Annotated in this window: 20 protein-coding genes, 1 tRNA gene and 1 pseudogene; 16 read left to right on the top strand and 6 right to left on the bottom strand. The window is 68.3% G+C overall.

The window, feature by feature from the left end:
- Positions 1–15: 15 nt before the first annotated feature.
- From ispF to rlmB, 3 genes and pseudogenes are all read left to right on the top strand, one after another.
- Positions 16–840 (top strand): annotated as a pseudogene (gene ispF / locus ACFVV5_RS17730) (2-C-methyl-D-erythritol 2,4-cyclodiphosphate synthase); the annotation flags it as partial.
- Positions 841–893: 53 nt separating this feature from the next.
- A complete protein-coding gene (cysS, locus tag ACFVV5_RS17725) occupies positions 894–2,327 on the top strand; it encodes a cysteine--tRNA ligase (protein ID WP_387246718.1) in 1,434 nt (477 codons plus the stop codon).
- Complete coding sequence (gene rlmB, locus ACFVV5_RS17720; RefSeq protein WP_387246716.1) at positions 2,324–3,370, top strand: 23S rRNA (guanosine(2251)-2'-O)-methyltransferase RlmB; 1,047 nt, start codon at positions 2,324–2,326, stop codon at positions 3,368–3,370. Before cysS ends, rlmB begins: the two co-directional genes overlap by 4 nt.
- A gap of 45 nt (positions 3,371–3,415) precedes the next feature.
- Here the strand turns inward: rlmB and ACFVV5_RS17715 are convergent, their stop codons facing one another.
- Positions 3,416–4,732, bottom strand: coding sequence for a DUF4032 domain-containing protein (locus ACFVV5_RS17715; RefSeq protein WP_387246714.1), 1,317 nt, complete (start codon positions 4,730–4,732; stop codon positions 3,416–3,418).
- Positions 4,733–4,850: 118 nt separating this feature from the next.
- Positions 4,851–5,945 (bottom strand): ABC transporter ATP-binding protein, encoded by a 1,095-nt coding sequence (locus ACFVV5_RS17710; protein WP_387246713.1) that lies wholly within the window; start codon positions 5,943–5,945, stop codon positions 4,851–4,853.
- A gap of 285 nt (positions 5,946–6,230) precedes the next feature.
- Here ACFVV5_RS17710 and ACFVV5_RS17705 point away from each other — a divergent pair, with 285 nt between their 5' ends.
- From ACFVV5_RS17705 to ACFVV5_RS17695, 3 genes are all read left to right on the top strand, one after another.
- The gene (locus ACFVV5_RS17705; protein ID WP_387246728.1) at positions 6,231–7,136 is read left to right on the top strand and encodes a DsbA family protein; all 906 of its coding nucleotides are present in this window, start codon (positions 6,231–6,233) and stop codon (positions 7,134–7,136) included.
- Positions 7,137–7,194: 58 nt separating this feature from the next.
- Positions 7,195–7,267, top strand: a tRNA-Thr gene (locus ACFVV5_RS17700).
- Between the two features lie 65 nt (positions 7,268–7,332).
- Positions 7,333–8,271: an NAD-dependent epimerase/dehydratase family protein gene (locus ACFVV5_RS17695; RefSeq protein ID WP_387246711.1), complete on the top strand. Its 939-nt coding sequence runs from the start codon at positions 7,333–7,335 to the stop codon at positions 8,269–8,271.
- Positions 8,272–8,310: 39 nt separating this feature from the next.
- Here the strand turns inward: ACFVV5_RS17695 and ACFVV5_RS17690 are convergent, their stop codons facing one another.
- The gene (locus ACFVV5_RS17690) at positions 8,311–8,814 is read right to left on the bottom strand and encodes a MarR family winged helix-turn-helix transcriptional regulator (protein WP_387246709.1); all 504 of its coding nucleotides are present in this window, start codon (positions 8,812–8,814) and stop codon (positions 8,311–8,313) included.
- A gap of 38 nt (positions 8,815–8,852) precedes the next feature.
- Here ACFVV5_RS17690 and ACFVV5_RS17685 point away from each other — a divergent pair, with 38 nt between their 5' ends.
- The 5 genes from ACFVV5_RS17685 to ACFVV5_RS17665 all read left to right on the top strand — a co-directional run bounded on the left by ACFVV5_RS17685 (position 8,853) and on the right by ACFVV5_RS17665 (position 14,282).
- Positions 8,853–9,920: an ABC transporter substrate-binding protein gene (locus ACFVV5_RS17685; protein ID WP_387246707.1), complete on the top strand. Its 1,068-nt coding sequence runs from the start codon at positions 8,853–8,855 to the stop codon at positions 9,918–9,920.
- A gap of 77 nt (positions 9,921–9,997) precedes the next feature.
- Complete coding sequence (locus tag ACFVV5_RS17680) at positions 9,998–11,458, top strand: APC family permease (protein ID WP_387246705.1); 1,461 nt, start codon at positions 9,998–10,000, stop codon at positions 11,456–11,458.
- On the top strand, positions 11,455–12,474 hold the full coding sequence (locus tag ACFVV5_RS17675; protein WP_387246703.1) for an acetamidase/formamidase family protein: 1,020 nt from the start codon (positions 11,455–11,457) through the stop codon (positions 12,472–12,474). The genes ACFVV5_RS17680 and ACFVV5_RS17675 overlap by 4 nt, the downstream gene beginning before the upstream one ends.
- A gap of 99 nt (positions 12,475–12,573) precedes the next feature.
- Complete coding sequence (locus ACFVV5_RS17670; protein WP_387246701.1) at positions 12,574–13,539, top strand: hypothetical protein; 966 nt, start codon at positions 12,574–12,576, stop codon at positions 13,537–13,539.
- Positions 13,540–13,601: 62 nt separating this feature from the next.
- Positions 13,602–14,282, top strand: a complete 681-nt coding sequence (locus ACFVV5_RS17665; protein WP_387246699.1) for an SDR family NAD(P)-dependent oxidoreductase — start codon at positions 13,602–13,604, stop codon at positions 14,280–14,282.
- Here ACFVV5_RS17665 and ACFVV5_RS17660 read toward each other — a convergent pair.
- Together ACFVV5_RS17660 and ACFVV5_RS17655 are read right to left on the bottom strand one after the other, a co-directional pair.
- Positions 14,269–14,874 (bottom strand): mismatch-specific DNA-glycosylase, encoded by a 606-nt coding sequence (locus ACFVV5_RS17660; protein ID WP_387246697.1) that lies wholly within the window; start codon positions 14,872–14,874, stop codon positions 14,269–14,271. The genes ACFVV5_RS17665 and ACFVV5_RS17660 overlap by 14 nt on opposite strands.
- Positions 14,871–15,692 carry an alpha/beta fold hydrolase gene (locus ACFVV5_RS17655; protein WP_387246695.1) on the bottom strand — a complete coding sequence of 274 codons (822 nt, stop codon included), beginning with the start codon at positions 15,690–15,692 and terminating at the stop codon, positions 14,871–14,873. Before ACFVV5_RS17655 ends, ACFVV5_RS17660 begins: the two co-directional genes overlap by 4 nt.
- Positions 15,693–15,809: 117 nt before the next feature.
- On the opposite strand from ACFVV5_RS17655, the gene ACFVV5_RS17650 reads away from it, so the two are divergent.
- The 5 genes from ACFVV5_RS17650 to ACFVV5_RS17630 all read left to right on the top strand — a co-directional run bounded on the left by ACFVV5_RS17650 (position 15,810) and on the right by ACFVV5_RS17630 (position 20,394).
- A complete protein-coding gene (locus ACFVV5_RS17650) occupies positions 15,810–16,706 on the top strand; it encodes an RNA polymerase sigma-70 factor (RefSeq protein ID WP_387246693.1) in 897 nt (298 codons plus the stop codon).
- Between the two features lie 53 nt (positions 16,707–16,759).
- The gene (locus ACFVV5_RS17645) at positions 16,760–18,112 is read left to right on the top strand and encodes an NAD(P)/FAD-dependent oxidoreductase (protein WP_387246691.1); all 1,353 of its coding nucleotides are present in this window, start codon (positions 16,760–16,762) and stop codon (positions 18,110–18,112) included.
- A complete protein-coding gene (locus ACFVV5_RS17640) occupies positions 18,102–19,754 on the top strand; it encodes a cytochrome bc complex cytochrome b subunit (protein WP_387246689.1) in 1,653 nt (550 codons plus the stop codon). Before ACFVV5_RS17645 ends, ACFVV5_RS17640 begins: the two co-directional genes overlap by 11 nt.
- The gene (locus ACFVV5_RS17635) at positions 19,720–20,115 is read left to right on the top strand and encodes a hypothetical protein (RefSeq protein WP_387246687.1); all 396 of its coding nucleotides are present in this window, start codon (positions 19,720–19,722) and stop codon (positions 20,113–20,115) included. Before ACFVV5_RS17640 ends, ACFVV5_RS17635 begins: the two co-directional genes overlap by 35 nt.
- 105 nt (positions 20,116–20,220) lie before the next feature.
- The gene (locus ACFVV5_RS17630; RefSeq protein ID WP_387246686.1) at positions 20,221–20,394 is read left to right on the top strand and encodes a hypothetical protein; all 174 of its coding nucleotides are present in this window, start codon (positions 20,221–20,223) and stop codon (positions 20,392–20,394) included.
- Between the two features lie 40 nt (positions 20,395–20,434).
- Here the strand turns inward: ACFVV5_RS17630 and ACFVV5_RS17625 are convergent, their stop codons facing one another.
- The gene (locus tag ACFVV5_RS17625) at positions 20,435–20,821 is read right to left on the bottom strand and encodes a PRC-barrel domain-containing protein (RefSeq protein ID WP_387246684.1); all 387 of its coding nucleotides are present in this window, start codon (positions 20,819–20,821) and stop codon (positions 20,435–20,437) included.
- Positions 20,822–20,823: the final 2 nt, after the last annotated feature.

Below are 20,823 nucleotides of genomic sequence, written 5' to 3'. Positions count from 1 at the left end.
GTATAAGAGACAGACTCGGTGGTCGCCGAGGTCGACACGCGTGGTCACGGCGTCATCCCGGGACTGCCGGTGAGCGACACGATCAAGCGGGTCGGCTCCGACGGGGAGATCCACGAGACGGTCGACCGTTCCGTGCTGGCGGCCGTGCAGACACCCCAGGGCTTCCCCCGTTCCGATCTGGACGAGGCCTACGCCGTCGCCGTCTCGGACGAGACGGACGATGCCGGCCTGGTCACCGCATCCGGGCATGCCGTGTCGGTCGTCGACGGCGACGCCCTCGCGTTTAAGATCACCACCCCGTGGGACCTCCGTCGTGCAGAGGAGGCGCTCGGAGCATCCGGAGTGCCGATCCCGCGCATCGGCGTCGGCACGGACAGCCACGGGTTCGACCCCTCGGCCGAGCTCTGGATCGCCGGCCTGCACTGGCCGGGCGAGCCCGGGCTCGCCGGGCACAGCGACGGGGATGTGGTGGCCCACGCCATCACGGACGCCCTGCTCTCGGCCGCGGGGCTCGGCGACATCGGGGGAGTGTTCGGCACGAGCGACCCCCGGTTCACCGGAGCGCGAGGCGAAGTGTTCCTGACGGAGACCCGGCGGCTGATCGAGGAGGCCGGCTTCCGGGTCGGCAACGTGTCGGTGCAGCTCATCGGCAATCGGCCGAAGTTCGCCCCGCGCCGCCTCGAGGCCGAGACCGTTCTCTCCGGATTCCTCGGGGCGCCTGTGTCGGTGAGCGCGACGACGACCGACGGCCTCGGTTTCACGGGTCGCGGCGAAGGGATTGCGGCCATCGCGACGGCCATCGTCGTGCAGGCGGCGCCCGCCACCCGGCCCGATCGCTGACATCTGCGGGCGACGTGCGCCCCACGCAGAGCCCGCCCCGTAGGCTGTATCCCGTGACTGTGCGACTCTACGACACGAAGGCCGGTGCCCTTCGCGACTTCACCCCGTTACGCGACGGCGAAGTGGGCATGTACGTCTGCGGACCGACGGTTCAGTCGTCCCCGCACATCGGTCACCTCCGATCGGCCCTGGTGTACGACCAGCTTCGCCGCTGGCTCAGCTACCGCGGGTACAACGTCACGCTCGTGCGCAACGTCACGGACATCGACGACAAGATCCTCGTGAACGCGGCGGCCGCTCAAGCCGAAGGCGGCACGGAGGACTGGTGGGCGCTCGCCTACCGGTTCGAGCTGGAGTTCACGGCCGGGTACACCGCGCTGGGCATCCAGGCGCCGACCTACGAGCCGCGCGCCACCGCGAGCATCCCCCAGATGCAGGAGATCATCGCCCGGCTCATCGAGCGCGGTCACGCCTACCCCGCGGCCGACGGCTCCGGCGACGTCTACTTCGACGTGAGGAGCTGGCCGTCGTACGGCGAGCTCACCCGGCAGAGCATCGACAACATGGAGGCGGCCGCCGACGCCGACCCACGTGACAAGCGGGACCCGCGGGACTTCGCGCTCTGGAAGGGGCGCAAAGAGGAGGAGCCCGCGTCGGCTGCCTTCCCGTCGCCGTGGGGTGCCGGACGCCCGGGCTGGCACATCGAGTGCTCGGCCATGTCGCGGCGCTACCTCGGTGCGGAGTTCGACATCCATGGCGGCGGACTCGACCTGCGGTTCCCGCATCACGAGAACGAGATGGCTCAGTCGACCGCGGCCGGCGACGCGTTCGCCCGGTACTGGGTGCACAACGGCCTCGTGAACGTCAACGGCCAGAAAATGAGCAAGTCGCTCGGCAACTCCGTGTACGCCGCCGATCTGCTGGGCGCTGCCCGGCCGCTCGTCGTGCGGTACTACCTGGGCTCCGCCCACTACCGGTCCACGATCGACTACCACGACGGCTCCCTCGCCGAGGCCGAAGCCGCCCTCGATCGCATCGCGGGCTTCTTCGAGCGCGTCGACCGCCGGCTCGCCTCGACCCGGTTCGCCGGCAGCGGCGTCGAGATCGTCCCGCCCGCGTTCGCAGCGGCGATGGATGACGACCTCGCCGTCCCGCAGGCCCTCGCGGTGCTGCACGACACGATACGCTCAGGAAACGCCGCACTCGATGCGGAAGACTTGGAGGCCGCGGCCACGGCTCGCGGGCATGCGCTCGCGATGACCGAGGTGCTCGGCATCAACCCGCTGTCCCCGCAATGGAACACGTCCGGCTCGTCGGCGGCCGACTCGGCACTCGCCGCGCTGGTCGATCGGCTCCTCGCCGATCGGCAGGCCGCACGGGCCGACCGCGACTTCGCGGCCGCCGACCGCATCCGCGACGAGCTGACGAGCGCGGGAATCACAATCGAAGACACCCCCACGGGGTCGCATTGGAGCATTGAACAATGAAGAACTCGGGTGGAAAGCCCCGCGCAGGGGCTGTGCGCAAGAGCCGCAAGGGACCGCAGGTCGGTTCCGGCGGGCAGGGACGTCAGGCCCTCGAAGGCAAGAAGCCGACGCCGAAGGCCGAAGACCGTCCGTACCACCCCGCCGGGAAGGCGAAGGCGGCGCGCGAGCGCTACGTCGCGGCCGGCGGCCGCGGCAAGCCCGCGCAAGACCAGGGGCGCGGCCGCGGCGGTCGCCCCGACTCGGCGCCGCGCGGTTCCTCCACGGCCGGACGCCGGGCCAAGAGCGGCGACGAGATCGAGATCGTCACCGGCCGCAACTCGGTGCTCGAGGCGCTGCGCGCCGACATCCCGAGCACGAACCTGTACATGGCTGCGCGCATCGAGATGGACGACCGGATCAAGGAGATCCTGTCGATCGCGACCGGCAAGGGCATCCCGATCCTCGAAGTCATGCGGCCCGAACTCGACCGTCTCGCCGGGCGCGACTCCGTGCACCAGGGCGTCGCGCTGAAGGTTCCGCCGTACGAGTACGCGCACCCGGCCGACCTTCTCGAGGCGACCCTGCGGAAGGGCGATACCCCGCTGTTCGTCGCGCTCGACGGCATCACCGATCCCCGCAACCTCGGGGCGATCATCCGGTCGACCGCGGCATTCGGCGGACACGGCGTGATCATCCCGCAGCGACGCTCGGTCGGCATGACCGCCTCGGCCTGGAAGACGTCGGCCGGCGCTGCCGCCCGCACGCCCGTCGCGATGGCCGCCAACCTCACACAGACGCTCAAGGCGTTCAAGGAGGCCGGAGTCTTCGTGCTCGGTCTGGATGGAGGCGGAGACGTCTCGCTCCCGGGGCTGTCATTCGCCGACCGGCCCGTCGTGGTTGTCGTGGGCAGCGAGGGCAAGGGGCTGTCGCGTCTGGTGACCGAGACCTGCGACGCCGTGGTGTCGATCCCGATCACCGCGACCACCGAATCGCTCAACGCCGGCATCGCGACCAGCGTCACGCTCTACGAGATCTCCAAGCTGCGCGCGGAAGCCGCATCCTGACCCGACCTCCGTGCCCTACGGTCTGACCCTTCGCGTCGCGCGGGGTCAGACCTTCGCGCGCCAGTCGTCGTCATCGTCGGCCTCGGCGTCGGCGTCGGCCGTGCCGGCGTCGGACGCGATGATCGGGATGCTGATGGTCTCCGTCGGCGGGCCGATGACCGTGGCCTCGTCGCGACGGTGACGCAGAATGTCGTTGATGTACGACGTCAGGGCTTCGGCGAGCGGAACGTCGCGGTCCTCGTTCTGCGACATGAACCAGCGGTGCTCGAGAAGCTGGTGGAAGACCTCCGCCGGCTCGAGCTTGCCTTTCAGGTCGGCGGGGATCGCACGCACCACGGGCTCGAAGACCCGCATCAGCCATTCGTGGGCCATGGCCTCCTCGTCGAGACCCGCCTTGCCGAGGGTCGCGGAGTACGAGTCCAGGTCGTTGAGCAGGCGGCGCGCCTGGTTCTCACCCGTGTCGAGCCCGGTGAGACGGAGCAGGCGGCGCTGGTGGTGGCCCGCGTCGACGACCTTCGGCTGGATGCGCACCGTGGTGCCCTCGTCGGAGGTCTTGATGGCCAGTTCCTCGATGTCGAACCCGAGATCGTTGAGGCGGTCGACGCGCTGGCTGATGCGCCAGCGCTCCGACGACTTGAACGACTCGCTGCCGGTCAGCTCCTTCCAGAGCGAACGGTAGGCGGCGACGATGCCGCTGGAGACCTTGATCGGGTCGAGTTCTTCGTCGATCCGGCCGCCGGCCTCCAGATCCATCAGCTCGCCGGCGATGTTGACGCGAGCGATCTCCAGGTCGTTCTCGCGCTGGCCGTTGGAGAGGCCGCCTTCGTAGAGCTGGCCGGTCTCGGCATCCACGAGGTAGGCGGCGAAGGCGCCGGCGTCGCGGCGGAAGAGCGTGTTCGAGAGCGAGACATCGCCCCAGAAGAAGCCGACGATGTGCAGGCGCACGAGCAGCACGGCGAGAGCGTCGACCAGACGGGTGGCGGTGTCGGGGCGCAGCGTCTGCGAGAACAGGGCGCGGTAGGGGAGCGAGAACTTGAGGTGCCGGGTGACCAGGGCAGCCTTGAGCGGCGTGCCGTCCTCATCCGTGCGGTTGTTGATGATGGCGACAGGGTCGACGCACGGGATGTCCATGCGCTGCAGCGTGCGCAGCATGTCGTACTCGCGCTTGGCCATCTCCGACGTGGTCTCTTTGATGGCGATGACGTAGCCGGACAGGTTGGCGAACCGCACCAGGTGGCGCGAGATGCCCTTGGGCAGGATCGCGATGTGCTCGTTCGACCACTCGTCGAGCGGAACGTTCCAGGGAAGGTCGAGGAGAGCGGGATCGACGGTCGCCGCGGTGATGTTCAGGGAGCCGGCCATGTGGAAAACCTATCGGATGGTGCGGTGAGCTCCACAGGCCGGAGGGCAGAGTGGGGCAGAAGACACAGTGCCGCAGCCCGGAAGGACTGCGGCACTGTGATGGAGCGGGTGTGCGACCTTAGTCGACGACGGCACCGCCGAGGCGCTCGCCGGTCTCCGCGTGGAACGCGTGGACGTGGCCCGGCTTCGGGGTGATGTAGACGGTGTCGCCCGCGTTGGGGTGCATGCGACCGTCGACACGACCGACGATGTCGGTGCGCTTGCCGTCGATCTCGGAGTGGCCGTAGAGGTAGCCGTCGGCGCCGAGTTCCTCGACCAGGTCGACGACGACCTTGAGGCCGGTGTTCTCGGTGGTGGACACCACGACGTCTTCGGGGCGGACACCGATGGTGACCGACGGGCCGGCATTCGCGATGACCTCACGCTCGATCGGCACGACCGAGGTGCCGAACTTGACGCCTCCATCGGTGACGTCGGCCGAGAACAGGTTCATGGCCGGGCTTCCGATGAAGCCGGCGACGAACACGTTGTTCGGCTGCGCGTACAGGTCGCGCGGGGTGCCGACCTGCTGGAGCACGCCGTCCTTGAGGACCGCGATGCGGTCGCCCATGGTGAGCGCCTCTGTCTGGTCGTGGGTGACGTAGACCGTGGTGACGCCGAGACGGCGGGTGAGGGAGGCGATCTGGGTGCGGGTCTGCACGCGGAGCTTGGCGTCGAGGTTCGACAGCGGCTCGTCCATGAGGAACACCTGAGGGCTGCGGACGATGGCTCGTCCCATCGCGACGCGCTGACGCTGACCACCCGAGAGGGCCTTCGGCTTGCGGCCGAGGTACGGCTCCAGGTCGAGCAGCTTGGCGGCCTCGAGAACGCGGGTCGCGCGCTCGTCCTTGTTGACGCCGGCGATCTTGAGCGCGAAGCCCATGTTCTCGGCGACGGTCATGTGCGGGTACAGAGCGTAGTTCTGGAAGACCATGGCGATGTCGCGGTCTTTCGGCGGAACGTCGGTGACGTTGCGCTCGCCGATGAAGATGTTGCCATCGTTGACCTCTTCGAGGCCGGCGAGCATGCGGAGCGACGTGGACTTTCCGCAGCCGGAGGGGCCGACGAGAACGAGGAACTCGCCATCGGCGATGTCCAGATCGAGCTGGTCGACCGCGGGGCGGTTGGAACCCGGATACAGACGGGTTGCCTTGTCATAGGTGACTGACGCCATTGTTTTCTTACTCCTTCACCGGCAGGTACGTGCCGGACGATCCGTTGTGATGGATAAGCGGTACTGCCGTCCTGGGGCGACAGTGACCACGACCCCATAGTATGTCATGGGCGAAGTCGGCGTGACCACTGCCCCCCGAACGGGCGGTTCGGCATCCAGCCGCCGTCTGGCTGATTCCCAGACTGCCGAATTACGATCGTCCGGTTGCGCACGCACGAAGCCCTGTGCGCCACCCCCGAGCCGCAGCCCTCGCGGCGCCCACGAATGATTTCCGGAGTGACATCCATGACCGACGGTCCCGACGACAGCCGCCCAGCGAACGAACGACGCGAAGCGGCGCGGGAGAAGGCTCGCCAGCTGCGCACGACGCAGCAGCGCAAGGACCGGAGGAACAAGGTCTTCCTGCAGGGCGGCATCGTGGTCGGCGTCCTCGCGATCGCGGCGGTCGTCGCGGTGATCATCGTCAGCGCGATCCGTCCGTCCGTGCCGGGGCCGGCGAACATGGCCAGCGACGGCGTCGTCATCGGTGCCGGCCTCAAGGTCGAGCAGACCCCGTCGCTCGCCGCGGACGCCTCCCCGATCGCCTCGACCCCGGATCCGAGCGGCAGCGTGGTGAACATCCGGGTGTATTCCGACTATCTGTGCTCGCTGTGCGGTGACTTCCAGCGCACGAACGGCAAGCAGCTCGAACCGCTGATCAAAGACGGCGCAGTGACGATGGAGATCCACCCGATCGCCATCCTGACCAGCCACTCGGCCGGCACCAAATACTCCCTCCGTGCGGCCAACGCGGCCGCCTGCGTCGCGGACTACTCGCCCAACAGCTTCTGGTCGTTCAACAACGCGCTGTTCGCGAAGCAGCCGCAGGAGGGCGGCCCCGGGCTCACGGATGCGCAACTCAAGACGCGGGTCTCGGATGCCGGCGCGACCGCGACATCGTCGATCGACTCGTGCATCGACGATGGCACGTACAAGAACTGGGTCACGACGGTGAGCGACCGCGCCCTGACGGGACCGATCCCGAACTCGAGCGTCAAGGAACTGACCGTGGCCCCGCTGGTGCTCGTCAACGGCAAGCAGTACACGGGATCCCTCAAGAGCGCCGACGACTTCCAGGCCTTCGTGCTGCAGGCCCAGGGCGACCAGTACTCGTCCACCTCGACCCCGTCGCCGTCGCCCTCCAAGCGCTGACGCCCCCACCTCCGACCGTCCTTTAGGATGGTGTGGCGAGACGGCCCGTCCGTCTCCGGCCGGCCTGGCGCAATTGGTAGCGCACCGCTCTTGTAAAGCGGGGGTTACGGGTTCGAGTCCCGTGGCCGGCTCTTCAGATCGGCGCGTCGACGCGGTCCTCCGGCCCTAACCGAGAACGACAGGGGAGATGGAACGGATGCGACGAGCGGTCATCCTCGGGGGCACCGGAGCGATCGGCGGGGCGACAGCACTCACCCTCGCATCACAGGGTTGGCAGGTCGAGGTGACCGGACGCGATGCGGCCGCGATGCCTGCAGCGTTGACAGCCGCCGGCGTGCGCTTCCATGCAGTCGACCGCTCCAACAGCTCGGCCGTCGGGGGGATCATCGGCGGCGGCGCCGACGTGCTCGTCGACGTAGTCGCATACAGTGCCAAGGACATACAGGGTCTGCTCCCCGCGATGACGTCGGTCGGCAATACCGTGGTCCTCTCCAGCCGGGCGGTCTACATCGACGCCGACGGCAGGCACATCAACGGAGACGAAGCTCCCCGATTCCCGGTACCGATCCGCGAAGACAACCCGACCCTCCCTCCTGCCGCCGATGACACAGACCCGTTCAGCCGCTCCGGCTATGCGCCGTCCAAAGTCGCGGTCGAACAGACGGCACTCGACAGCGGGCTACCGGTCACGATCATCCGACCGTCGAAAGTCCACGGCCGGTGGGCGCGGAACCCACGCACGGCATCCTTCGTCGAAGCCATGTTGCGCGGAGACCGGCGGATCGAGCTTGCTCGCCAGGGCCGCTCGATCGACCATCTGACCGCTGCGTCGAACACCGCCGCCCTCATCCAGACCATTGCAGATCTACCAGGTCGACGAGTTCTCAACAGTGCCGACCCCGACACCCCGACTGCTTCAGACATCATCCAGCGGATCGCCGAACGGCTGGCCTGGGATGGAACGATCGAACGTCTCGACGATGCAGCCGCAGCGGATCGAGGCGCGCACCCGTGGGACGCCGCACATCCGATCGTCCTCGGCACCTCAGCGTCCCTCCACCTCGGCTACACACCTGTCGGCGCAGGGATCGGCCTCCTCGCCGAAGAGATCGACTGGGTCGCCGCGCGCCACTGACCGGTCCCCTGGTCGCGCACCGCTCTTGTAAAGCGGGGGTTACGTGTTCGAGTCCCGTGGCCGGCTCTGAAGCGGCGTCTCGGGCGCCAGCTGCGTGAGCAGGCCATCCACCGCGTCGGCGAGGGCGTCGAGCGGTTCGTCCCCCAGTGAGCGGCGCATCCCGGCCTCCCACGCGGCGACGATCGCGCGCATCCGGCTGAGCCGCTGGGATCCGCGATCGGAGAGGTGCACGGCGATGCGGCGACGGTCCACGGTGTCGACGAGACGATAGACGGAGGCATCGTCTTCGAGGGCGTCGACGACGCGGCTGAGCGACGCGTTGGGCAGGCCCGAGGCGGCGGAGAGCTCACCCATGGTCGGAGCCGGCAGAGTGTCGACGAGCTCGAGCACCCGCCACTGCTCGACGGTGGTGTGCTCCTCGATCAGTGCGGTCGCAAGTCCGCCCAGGAGGGACTGCTCGACGACGGAGAGTGCGGCGAGGACGCTCGACAGTGCCGTGTCGCCCCCATGAGTCGCCGGCGACCACGCTCGGCTCCTGTCCATCGGCAGATTCCCTTCGTCCGTGCCGCCATACTAATGCTGTGAAATCGGATGTCACGGTGGCGCTGCCCAGCGACCTCCTGCTTCGGGGCCCCGAGCCCGAACGGGTGGCCGTGGCGCTGCTCGCGCCTCTTTCCGGAATCATGGGCGTGGCCGGGCCGTCGATCGTGAACTGCGCCGTGCTCGCCGCCGAGGACGTCAGCGCCGCGACCGGCCGTTCGATCGAGCTGGTGCTCATCGATGCCGGACGGGACGCGGTGACGGTGGCAGCGGAGGTGGATTCGCTCATCCGCGCCGGGCTGGTGGCCGGACTCTCGGGCACGCATCCGTCGGACATCCGGGAAGCTGTCGACCGGGTGGCGCGAGGCCGCGTCCCCTACGTGTTCACTCCGCCGCACGAGTACCGACGCTCCCACCACGCCTCGTTCTACCTCGGGGTGGGCCCGCTCGAACAGCTTCGCCGGCCGATCGCGTGGCTCGGCCGGCATCGGCACGTGCGGCGCTGGGCGCTCATCGGCAACGACTACGTGTGGCCGCGTCAGATGCATCACGCGGCGGCGACGATCCTGAGCGAGCTCAAGCACGAGGTGGTGCTCGATCGCCTCGTTCCGCTCGGCGCGGTCGACACGGAACGTCTCGTCGCGGAGGCCGAGCACGCGCGAGCGGACGCGCTGCTCGTCTCTCTCATCGGCCGCGACAGCATCGTCTTCCAGCGTGAGGTCGACGCCGTGGCATCCCGGCCCCTCGTGCGGCTGTTCACCGCGTTCGACGAGAACAGCCTGGTCGCGGCGGGTGGCGACGCGACCGGCGATGTGTTCGCGGCGATGCCGTCGTTCGTGCTCCAGAACGATGACCGGCACCATCGGCTGATGGAGCACTACGCGGCGCGGTTCGGGCTGCTGGCCCCGGTGCCCGGCGCCTACGCCGAGGGAACGTACGAAGGGATGCACGTGCTTGCCACTCTCTGCACGAGCGGGATGCTGGCGGGCGGAGCGGAGACGACGAACGAGGGTCGGACCCTGCTGGAGAGCGTGCGGCAGCGGTCCCCGCAGCTCGCGATCGCGGACGGCAACGAACTCCGTGTCGTCGAGCGTCTCGCCGAGGTGTAGTCTGTCCACACTATTTCCACGTGGAAATAGTTTTCGAGGTTCGACGAAGCACCTTCGTCCCGAAGAACGGACGGCATTTGACTCTCCCGCACACCCCCGAAGGGCACGGAACTCCTGAGCCCTCGTCGCCGGTCGCCGCCGGCGGCATCGAGCAGTTCGGCTACACCCAGGAGCTGAAGCGCAAGCTGACGTTCACCGATCTGCTCGTCTACGGCCTCATCTTCATGGTGCCGATCGCGCCGTTCGCCATCTTCGGAAGCGTCTTCCAGGCATCCGGGGGCATGGTCGCCACCGCCTACATCGTCGGCATGCTGGCGATGATGTGCACCGCGAACTCCTACGCCCAGATGGCGCAGGCGTTCCCGATGTCGGGCTCGGTCTACACCTACGTCGGACGCGGCGTCGCCAAAGTCCTCGGGTTCGTGGCCGGCTGGATGATCCTGCTCGACTACATCCTGATTCCCGCCCTGCTGTACTTAGCCGCCTCGATCGCGATGAACGGGATGATCCCGGGCGTTCCGCTGTGGGCGTGGCTGCTGGTCTTCGTGGCTCTCAACACGGTGATCAACTACCTCGGCATCCAGTTCACCGCGCGCGTCAACAAGGTGATGCTCGTGCTCGAACTGCTGGTGCTCGCGGTGTTCCTCGTCATCGGCTTCGTCGCCGTGGCGCAGGGCAAGGGCAACGGGCTCACGTTCGAGGCGTTCTTCAACCCCAGCACCTTCTCCTGGCCGCTCGTCTTCGGCGCGGTGTCCATTGCGGTGCTCTCGTTCCTCGGATTCGACGGGATCTCCACCCTCGCCGAGGAGAACTCCGGCACGAGCAAGTCGCTCGGGCGCTCGATGATCTTCGCCCTGCTGCTTGTCGGCGTGCTTTTCGTGGTGCAGACCTGGGTGGCCGCGATGCTCGTGCCGCATCCCGATCAGCTGATCGCAAAGGGAGACGTCGCCGGCACGGCGTTCTACCAGGCCGCGGCGCAGGCGGGTGGCCCGTTCATGTTCGTGCTGACCGCAGCGGCGACCGCCATCGCCTGGGGATTCGCCAACGCGCTGGTCGCCCAGGCGGCGACCTCGCGCCTGCTCTTCGCCATGTCCCGCGACCGCCAGTTGCCCAAGTTCCTCAGCAAGATCGACCCGAAGCATGGCGTGCCGGTCAACGCGACCTTCGTCGTCGCCGGCATCTCCCTGGTGCTCGGGCTCTACCTCACGTGGCTCCCGGATGGCCTGAGCGCCATCTCCGTGCTCGTCAACTTCGGTGCATTGACGGCGTTCGTGCTGCTGAACGTGGCCGTGATCTGGTGGTTCATGGTCAAGCAGCGCTCGCGCCGATGGTTCGTGCACCTCATCCTGCCGGGGCTCGGACTGCTCATCCTGCTGGCGGTCATCTACAACGCCCGTGCATCCGCTCAGATTCTCGGCGTGATCTGGCTCGCCGTAGGAATCGTGCTGGCCATCATCCTGAGGAAGCGGGGCCGGATGACCGACCCGACGGCCGCAGGCACGGCGAGCATCGACGCCGCGGAGGAGCCCGCCCGATGACCATCCACCGCTTGGCGCCGACGCCCGACGAGTACTCCTACGTATTCGGCGGCGTCGAGCCACGCCTGACCGTCAAGCCCGGCGACATCGTCGAGGTCAGCACCGAGGACTGCTTCGGCGGCCGCGTCACGCATCCCGACGACCTGCCCAGCCGCGTCGTCCCGTTCGCCGAACTCAATCCGGTCGCCGGGCCGATCGAGGTGGAGGGCGCAGAGCCGGGCGATCTGCTCGCTGTGCATTTCATCTCGATCGTGCCCGCACGGCCGTATGCGATCTCGAGCACCTTCCCGCTGTTCGGCGCGCTCACACCCACCCACGAGACGGCGATGATCAGCGCGCCCCTCGAGGAGCGGGTGTGGTTCTACGACCTCGACCTCGAGAAGTGGACGGCCACCTATCGTGCGCACTCGTCCGATTACACTCTGGAGCTCCCGCTCGACCCGATGCACGGCACGGTCGGGGTGGCCCCGGCGAGCGGCGAGGTGCGTCTGGTGGTGACGCCGTCCACGCACGGCGGCAACATGGACACCCCCGAGCTGCGGGCGGGAACGACCCTGTACCTCCCGGTGAACGTGGCAGGCGGGATGCTCTCGCTCGGAGACGGCCACGCGCGGCAGGGCGAGGGCGAGGTGTGCGGAACGGGCCTCGAATCGGCCATGAACTCTGTGATCGCCGTCGATCTCGTCAAGGGCGGCGCGCCCGCGTGGCCGCGCATCGAGAGCGACGACTTCGTCATGACCACCGGTTCGATCCGCCCGCTGGAAGACGCCTACCGCATCAGCCAGAAGGAGCTCGTCGACTGGACCAGCGACCTGACCGGCCTGGACACGCTGGACGCCTATCAGCTGGTGAGCCAGCTCGGTCTCGCTCCGGCGGCGAACGTCTGCGACCCCAACTACACGATGGTCGCGAAGCTGCCCAAATGGGCGCTCAAGTCGGCAGCGGCGTACGGCGGCGTGCATGGACGCCTCCGGGCTGCGGCCGAGGAGTACCTCGTCGGCCACTCGACGAGGTGACGGTCGGCCGACGAGGCGTGGAACGGCGAACGTCGCACGAGGCCGGTGCGGTTGACGGACTCCGTAGGGTAGAGGAACGTTGCACTGAGGAGGTGCATCGTGCCTACCGACACCGACCCCGAACAGAAGACCCCGTGGTATCGCCGCGGCAAGGCGATGATCGTGAGCGCGGGAGCCGTGGCAGCCGCCGGACTCGCCATCTTCGGATTCTGGGACCGGATCTTTCCTCCCGACCTCGTGGATTCAGCCAAGGTCGAATCTGTCGACCTGGTCGGAGCGACGACTCTCCGACAATTCGCGTTCCCCGGCACGACATTTCCTTTGAAACCAGCCGCGCACGCTGCGGGTTCACAGCCCGCTGTCGAGGCTGTCGCGGCGTTGCCGACGTCCCCGCCGGCACCGCCACCAGCGGACCCGAAAGTTGCTCCGCCGGGGTCCACTCCCACACCGTCTCCGACACTGACGGAGACCCCGTCGCCGACGGCCACTCCGTCGGAGAGCACGCCTCCGGCGACGCCGGGCACGTCTCCGGCGCTGCCCGGCACCACATTCAAGCAGTACGCGACCTTCCTTGCCTGGCCGCCACCCGACGCCTACCTCCAGGTCATCGTGAAGGATCCGGTGCTCACCGAGTATGCGTTCACAAGAAACGCGGCCCCACACGAGCTGCTTTGTCTGGGTCTTGATTACGTCGGCCAGGACGGCGAACCGCTCGACCCGCAGGACGTCGCACAGAATCTGAAGGACTCCCTGGATGCGACGGACGGTGGGGATACGGATCCGCTCGGGTGGACGGTGGCTGTCGACGTCAGTGTCGAGGGTCTGAACGGTGTCCCACTTCTGCTGACCTGGTCCCTCGACGGAACGGACGTGCCGGTGAGCTGGTCCACCCCGAACGTCGCCTACAGGGTGGTCGCCACCACTCCCCGCGATAGCGGGAGCGCGAGAATCTGGGTGCCCAACCTCAAGACGCCCGGCGCTTACCGCGTGAATGTCACGCTGGTCCGCGCGTCGGACGGTACTGCCATCGCCCACGGGAAACCGGTGGAACTCCCCAACCCGTAGGCCGCGAGCGAAGTATCGTCGCCCGCCCCCTCATCGCTGAGCCGCAGTAATAGTGTGGAGGAATGGATCTGCAGCTACAGGGCCGTGTCGTCCTCGTCGTCGGAGGAAGTGGGCTGATCGGCAGGGCCGTCGTGGCGCGGCTGGAAGCCGAAGGCGCCATCGCCGTCTCGGCGTCGCGCCGAGGCGACGGCGGAATCGTGCTCGACGCGCGCGACGACGCTTCGGTCGCTGCTGCGATCGCGCAGGTGCTTGCGCGCCACGGTCGTCTGGACGGCGTGGTCGTCACGGCGGCGCCGAGCGCTCAAACCCTCGATCCGGCGCGGAACTCCGACCCGGCTCAAGTGCTCGACGTCGTCGACGCGAAGGCGCTCGCATTTCTCCGCGTCGCGAACGCGTCGCTGGAGATCATGACGAAGACGGGCTACGGACGCATCGTCGGCATCAGCGGTCAGAACGCTTTCACGACCGGCAACATCACGGGAGCGGTGCGGAACGCCGCTCTGATCATCGTGGCGAAGAATCTTGCGGATTCCGCGGCCGGCACAGGCGTCACCGTGAACGCCGTCAACCCGGGGACCGTCCGGGAGGATCCGCCTTCGGAGGTCGAATACGGCAAGGCCGGCGCGTCGCGTCCTTCCGACGTTGCGAACCTGGTCGCCTTCCTCATCTCCCCGATCTCCGGAGCCATCTCCGGCGAATCGATCGCGGTCGGGCACCGCACGCGGGGCTTCATCTCGATGTGACGACGTCGGCCACAGCATCGGGTGGGTACGGCTGGATCCCGGCGGCGATCGCCACCTCCCGGTAGGCGGCGGCGAGGTCGGCGAGTGAGTAGTGGGCGTTGAGGCCGCTCGGGTTCGGCACCACCCAGAGCCGGGTCTCTCCGATCGCGATCTCCTGGCGCCCGGTCGTCGCGGTCGGGCTCGAGAACGCGATCCGGTACGCGGTCACGCCGAGCATGGCCGCGACGCGCGGACGAAACGCAGCCATGGTCGCCTCGAACGACCGCCGGCCGTCGACGAGCTGCTGGTCGGTGAGTTCTGACGCCTTCGCCGTCGCGAAATTGACCAGGGTGGTGAGACCCACGCCCCGCTTCGCGAGCTGGTCGACGTCGTCCGGGCGGAATCCGGACGACGTGTCGATCACATGATCGGTGATCCCGGCCAGGTGGAGCGCGGGGAAGAAGCGGTTCCCCCGGTTGGCGAAGCTCGCCTGTGTCGCCGCGCTGCGGAGACCCGGATTGACGCCGACGAAGACGAGCTTGACGCCGTCGCTGAGCACATCCGGCACGCTCGCCCCGCGGTACGTCTCGAGCTCGGCCCGGGGGATCCTCACCCTTTGATGAACGCCAGGATGTCCTGGTCGAGCTCATCGCGATAGGCGCCGTAGATGCCGTGCGGCGCGCCCGGGTAGACCTTGAGCGTTCCGTTCTTCACGAGTTTGATGCTCTTCTCGGCGGCCGCTACGATCGGGACGATCTGGTCGTCGTCGCCCTGGGCGATGAAGATCGGGACGTCGAGCGCCTTCAGGTCGTCGGTGAAGTCAGTCTCCGAGAAGGCCTTGATGCAGTCGTAGGCTGCGGCGAGGCCGGCGAGCATGCCCTGCCGCCAGAAGTCGTCTTTGGCACCCTGCGACACCTGCGCGCCCGGGCGGTTCGCCCCGTAGAACGGGTCGGACAGGTCCTTCCAGAACTGCGAGGCGTCCTTGAGCACGCCGGCACGGATCCCGTCGAACGCTTCGATCGGGGTGCCCTCGGGATTGGTGTCCGACTTGAGCATGATGGGCGGGACGGCGCCGGCGGTGACGACCTTGACCACGCGGCCCTGTCCGTGCTGGGCGGCGTATCGGACGACCTCGCCGCCTCCGGTCGAGTGTCCGACGACCGCGAGGTCGTGCAGATCGAGGTGGTCGACGAGCTCCGCGAGGTCGCGGGCGTACGTGCTCATGTCGTTGCCGGTGTACGTCTGGGAGGAGCGGCCGTGGCCGCGGCGGTCGTGGGCGATCGCGCGGAAACCGGCATCGGCGAAGAGCTTCAGCTCGACCTGCCAGGCGTCGGAGCTGAGCGGCCACCCGTGGGAGAACAGGACCGGCTGCCCGGTGCCCTGGTCGGTGTAGTAGATCTCGATACCATCGGACGTCGTGAAGTAAGGCATTTCCACTCCTTGCGGTTTGAGATTGACCCCTCCGTCCACTCTGCCGATGATGCCGCCGGAGCGAAAGAGTCAACCGACTCGAACATCCGCTCCGGATGCCCGGGGTACGATCGGCACATGCCCGTCAAGCCGTCGCCCGAGGACGACCTCGTCGACGCGGCGGAGGTGTTCGCCCGGGTCCGGCCACGTCTCTTCGGAATCGCCTATCGCGTGCTCGGCAGTGCCTCGGACGCCGAGGACATCGTGCAGGACGCCTGGCTGCGCTGGCAGAACTACGACCGATCGAGCGTGCAGGATCCGGCCGCGTTCCTGGCCACCACGACCACCCGGCTCGCGATCAACCTCGCACAGTCGGCGCGCGCACGACGGGAGACCTACATCGGACCGTGGCTTCCGGAGCCGGTCGACACCAGCGCCGATCCGACCCTCGGAGCTGAACGAGGGGAGGCGCTCGGGTACGCCGTGCTCCTGCTCCTCGAGAAGCTTCCTCCCACCGAACGCGCGGCCTACGTGCTTCGCGAGGCCTTCGACTACCCGTACCCGCAGATCGCCGAGATCGTCCAGGTGAGCGAGGCGAACGCGCGGCAGCTGGTCAGCCGTGCCCGCAAGCATCTGGCGGCCGAGCGGCCTGCCGCTCCCGTCGACCCGGTGGAGCAGCGCCGGCTGCTCGACACGTTCATCGCCGCTGCGCAGTCCGGCGACCTGACCACGCTGGAGGGCCTTTTCGCAGCCGACGTCGTCAGCTACTCCGATGGCGGCGGCGTCGTGCGCGCCTCGCGCATCCCGGTGCAGGGGCGCGAGACCGTCGCCAAGTTCATCCACGCGTTCGCCGACCGTTTCTGGGTGGGCGCCACCGTGCGGCCCATCGAGGTCAACGGTCAGCCGGCCGTGTCCGTGGTTCGTGACGGTACGGTCGTCGCCGTCACGACGATCACCCTCGTGGCCGACCGCATCGACCAGATCCTGTGGATCATGAACCCGGAGAAGCTCGCCCGCATCCCAGTGGGGCTCTGACTGTCACAAAACCTCCGCGCATCCGGTCTTAGTTAGTGAGACAGGAGGACATTGTGCGAAGGATTCTGGTGGTGGGCGGCGGTTACGCGGGGTTCTACACGGCGTGGAACCTCGAGAAGAGGCTCCGGCCGGACGAAGCCGAGATCACGATCGTCGATCCCCGCCCGTACATGACGTATCAGCCGTTCCTGCCGGAGGTCGCGGCAGGATCGATCGAGGCCAGGCACGCGGCGGTCTCCCTCCGCAGCCACCTCCGGAGGACCACCGTGATCCCCGCCATGGTGACGTCGATCGATCACGCGGCGAAGGCCGTGACCGTCACCCCGAAGGACGGACCCGACTTCGTCCTCCACTACGACATCATCGTCGTCACCGCCGGCGCGGTCACGCGGAAGTTCCCGATTGCCGGCCTCACCGAGGTGGCGATCGGGATGAAGCACGTCGAGGAGGCCGTCGCGATCCGTGACCGCCTGCTCACCGCGTTCGACCGCGCATCGCTGCTTCCGCCCGGTCCCGAACGGTCGCGGCTGCTGACGGTCACCTTCGTCGGCGGCGGATTCTCGGGTGTCGAAGGATTCGCCGAGTTGCTCTCGCTGGCCACCGCACTGCTGAGGTCGTACCCCGAGCTGCGCTTCTCCGAGCTCGCGTTCCACCTCGTCGAGGCGAACGGCCGGATCCTCCCGGAAGTCACGGACAAGCCGGGCGCCTGGGTCGTCCGGACCCTCGAGGAGCGGGGCGCGCACATCCACCTCAACAGTCAGCTGACGTCGGCGGAGAACGGCCACGTGATGCTGTCGACGGGAGAGGAGTTCGACTCGCACGTCATCGTCTGGACGGCCGGAAATGCGGCCAACCCGGTCGTCGCGAGGCACACGGACCTCCCGATCGACGCCCGCGGCTCGGTGATCGTGCGCGCCGACCTGCGGGTCGGCACCGACGACGAACCGGTACCGGATGCGTGGGCGGCCGGTGACGACGCGGCCGTGCCGGATCTCGCCTCCGGGGTGCCGGGAGCCCGAACCGTCCCGAATGCGCAGCACGCCGTGCGGCAGGGCAAACAGCTCGCGAAGAATATCGCAGCGACGCTTCACGGTGAACAGCCGAAGAAGTACGTCCACCGCAGTCTGGGCGTCGTGGCGACCCTCGGGCTCGGGCGCGGGATCTTCCAGTACCGCAGCATCGTCATCACCGGCCTCCTCGCCTGGGTGATGCATCGCGGCTACCACGTGCTCGCCGTGCCCACGTGGGAGCGCAAGGTCCGGGTGCTGCTCGTGTGGGCGAGCGCCCTCCTGTTCGGGCGCGACATCGTCTCGCTCCTCTCCGTGCAGCATCCGCGGCGGTCGTTCGTCGACGGCGGGCTCCCGCACGCGCTCCGACCGGAGGCCGGTGTGTCCGATGCGCACTGATCGTCGGCGGGCGCGGCGGTCGTTCACCGACCGGGCTGCTCGCCGCGTGACCCGCACCGCGCTGGGCCGGAGGCTCGGGATGCTCGGGGCCGAGCTCGAGGGCAGGCGGGTCCCGCTGCACTGGTCCAACCTGTTCGGCATCGTCTCGGTGGCGTGCGTCGTCGTCCTCTTCGTCACGGGCGTCTTCCTGATGTTCTTCTACTCGCCGTCCAGCACCCCGGTCACCTACCGGGGCGGGTACACGCCCCTCGACGGCGCCACCATGTCGAAGGCGATGCGGTCGACGATGGCGATCTCGTTCGAGGTACGCGGCGGTCTGCTCCTGCGCCAAGCGCACCATTGGGCGGCTCTGCTGCTGCCGGCGGCGCTGATCCTCCAACTGCTGACGACCTACTTCACGGGGGCGTTCCGCCGGCCCCGCCGGCTCGCCTGGGTGCTCCTGTTCCTGATCCTCATCGTCGCGCTGGTGGGCGGCTGGAGCGGCTATGCGCTCCCCGACGACATGCTCTCCGGCACCGGTCTGCGCATCGTGGAAGGAATCGTTCTCGGCATACCGGTGATCGGCACGTGGCTCTCGACGCTGCTGTTCGGGGGACAGTTCCCCGGCGAGATCATCGAGCACCTCTATCCGATCCACGTGGCCGTGGTGCCGGCGCTGCTCATCGTGCTGCTGGCTGCGCGCATCCGGGTGGTCTACCTGCAGAAGCCCGCACAGTTCCCGGGGCCGGGACGCACGGAGGAGAACGTCGTCGGCATCCCGGTGCTTCCGAATGCCGCCGCCCGTGCCGGCGGACTGTTCCTGATGGTGTCGGGGCTCCTGTTCCTGGTCGCCGCGACGATCACGATCAGTCCGATCTGGCTGTACGGTCCGTCGTCGGCCGGGGATGCGTCGGCCGGCAGCCAGCCCGACTGGTACACGGGCTTCCTCGACGGAGCGCTCCGTCTCGTTCCGCCGGGATGGGAGTTCGTGTGGCTGGGCCGCACCTGGACCCTCGCGATCCTGGTGCCGCTCGCCGTGGTCGGCGCGTATCTCGCCGCCGTCCTGCTGTATCCGTTCCTGGAGGAGTGGATCACCGGCGACGAGCGGGACCACAATCTGCTCGACCGCCCGCGCAACACCCCGACGCGCACCGGCATAGGGGTCGCGGGCATGGCCTTCTACGCCGGACTGTGGGGCGCGGGGAGCGCTGACGTGGTCGCCACCCAGTTCCAGGTCGGAGTCGAGACGGTCGTCGCGTTCTATCAGGCGGTGGTGGTGCTCGGTCCGGTCGTTGCGTTCGTCGTCACGCGCCGGGTCTGCCTCGCCCTGCAGAAGAAGGACCGTCAGATCCTCCTCCACGGATACGAGACCGGCCGGATCGTGCGCCTGCCGGGCGGCGAATACGTCGAGATCCATCAGGCGGTCGACGAGCACGAACGCTGGCGCCTGCTCAACACCAGCGACTATCGCCCGGTACGCGCGCATCCGGATGAGCGGGGGCACCTCGGGCTGACCGAGCGGGCGCGCGCGGGCCTCTCGCGCTTCTTCTTCGAGGACCGCATCACACCGATCCCGCAGAGCGACCTGCAGCACCTGAGCGACGACGACGTCGGTGAGGAACCCGCGCATGAGGAGAGCATCGGACGAGCCGGGAGCGCGTGAGCATCGGGATCACGCCCTCGTCCTCACGCTCGGCAGGGCGTGCGAGACGGGCGATGTCGCCTCGCTGGCGTCCGTGCTCGACCCGGACGTCGGCGTCGTGGTCGACGGTGGAGGCCGGGCCCGACTCGCGGTGGGACCGGTCCGGGGGATCGGCGTCGGAGTCGGACTCGTGCTCCGGGTGTTCGCGACAGTCCCGGATGCCGTGGTCGCCGAACATCCGGTCAACGGTCGCCCCGGTCTCGTCGTCAGCCGAGACGGCCGCGTCGTCGCCGTCATCAGCCTGGAACTCCACCGGGGACGGGTGCAGTATGTGTGGATCGTGCTGAATCCGCAGAAGCTCGCCCGGTGGAACCGGACCTGAGGCGACCGGAGGAATCCCGGCCGCCTGTCACAACGGGCGGGGCACCCCCGGATGATTGTGCGCATGCTCGTCGCGGGGCAGACTCGGTAGCGGAAGGGAGCCCACATGGACGATCTCACCGGAACCGCGGGCCAGCGAGCTCGGCGATTGGCCGAACTCGAAACGGAAGGCGCGCCGTCGGCGGAATGGCTGCGACGCCAGCTCGGCCTGGCTCTCGAAGCCTGGGCGGGCGACGAGAAGACCCTCGACATCGAGGCGGAGGGTCACGAGGACTTCTGAGTGTCCCGCCGCCTCGACTGCCGGAGTCAGACGGCAGTCGTCAGGCCCGGGTGTCTCGGGGCAGTTCGTCGGGGTCCGCGCGGTGTCGGCCGTGCGCATCCGGAGCCTGGGCGACTGCGTCGCGCGTGTAGTAGCCCTGCAGCTCTGCTTCCGCGTCGTGGGTGAGCTCGCCTCCGGCGTCGACCCGAGGAGCATCCTTGATGAATGCCTTGGCGTACGGGAGGCGGAGTGTGTCGCCGATCTCGGCCGCCTCGGCGAGCGGCACGAACGTCTCGGACATCCCGAAGAGGCCCGTCTTGACCGACGCCCAGTTGGCGAGTCCGCTCGCCGGGTCCACGAAGATCTGCGCCACGGTGCCGACCTTCTCGCCGTCGGCGTCGTCGACGCGCGCGCCGATCAATCCTGCGACATTGCTCTGGCTGATCATGT

This window comes from Leifsonia sp. NPDC058248 (genome assembly GCF_042881905.1).
Lineage (GTDB): Bacteria > Actinomycetota > Actinomycetes > Actinomycetales > Microbacteriaceae > Leifsonia.
This window is presented reverse-complemented; position numbering and strand designations above follow the sequence as displayed.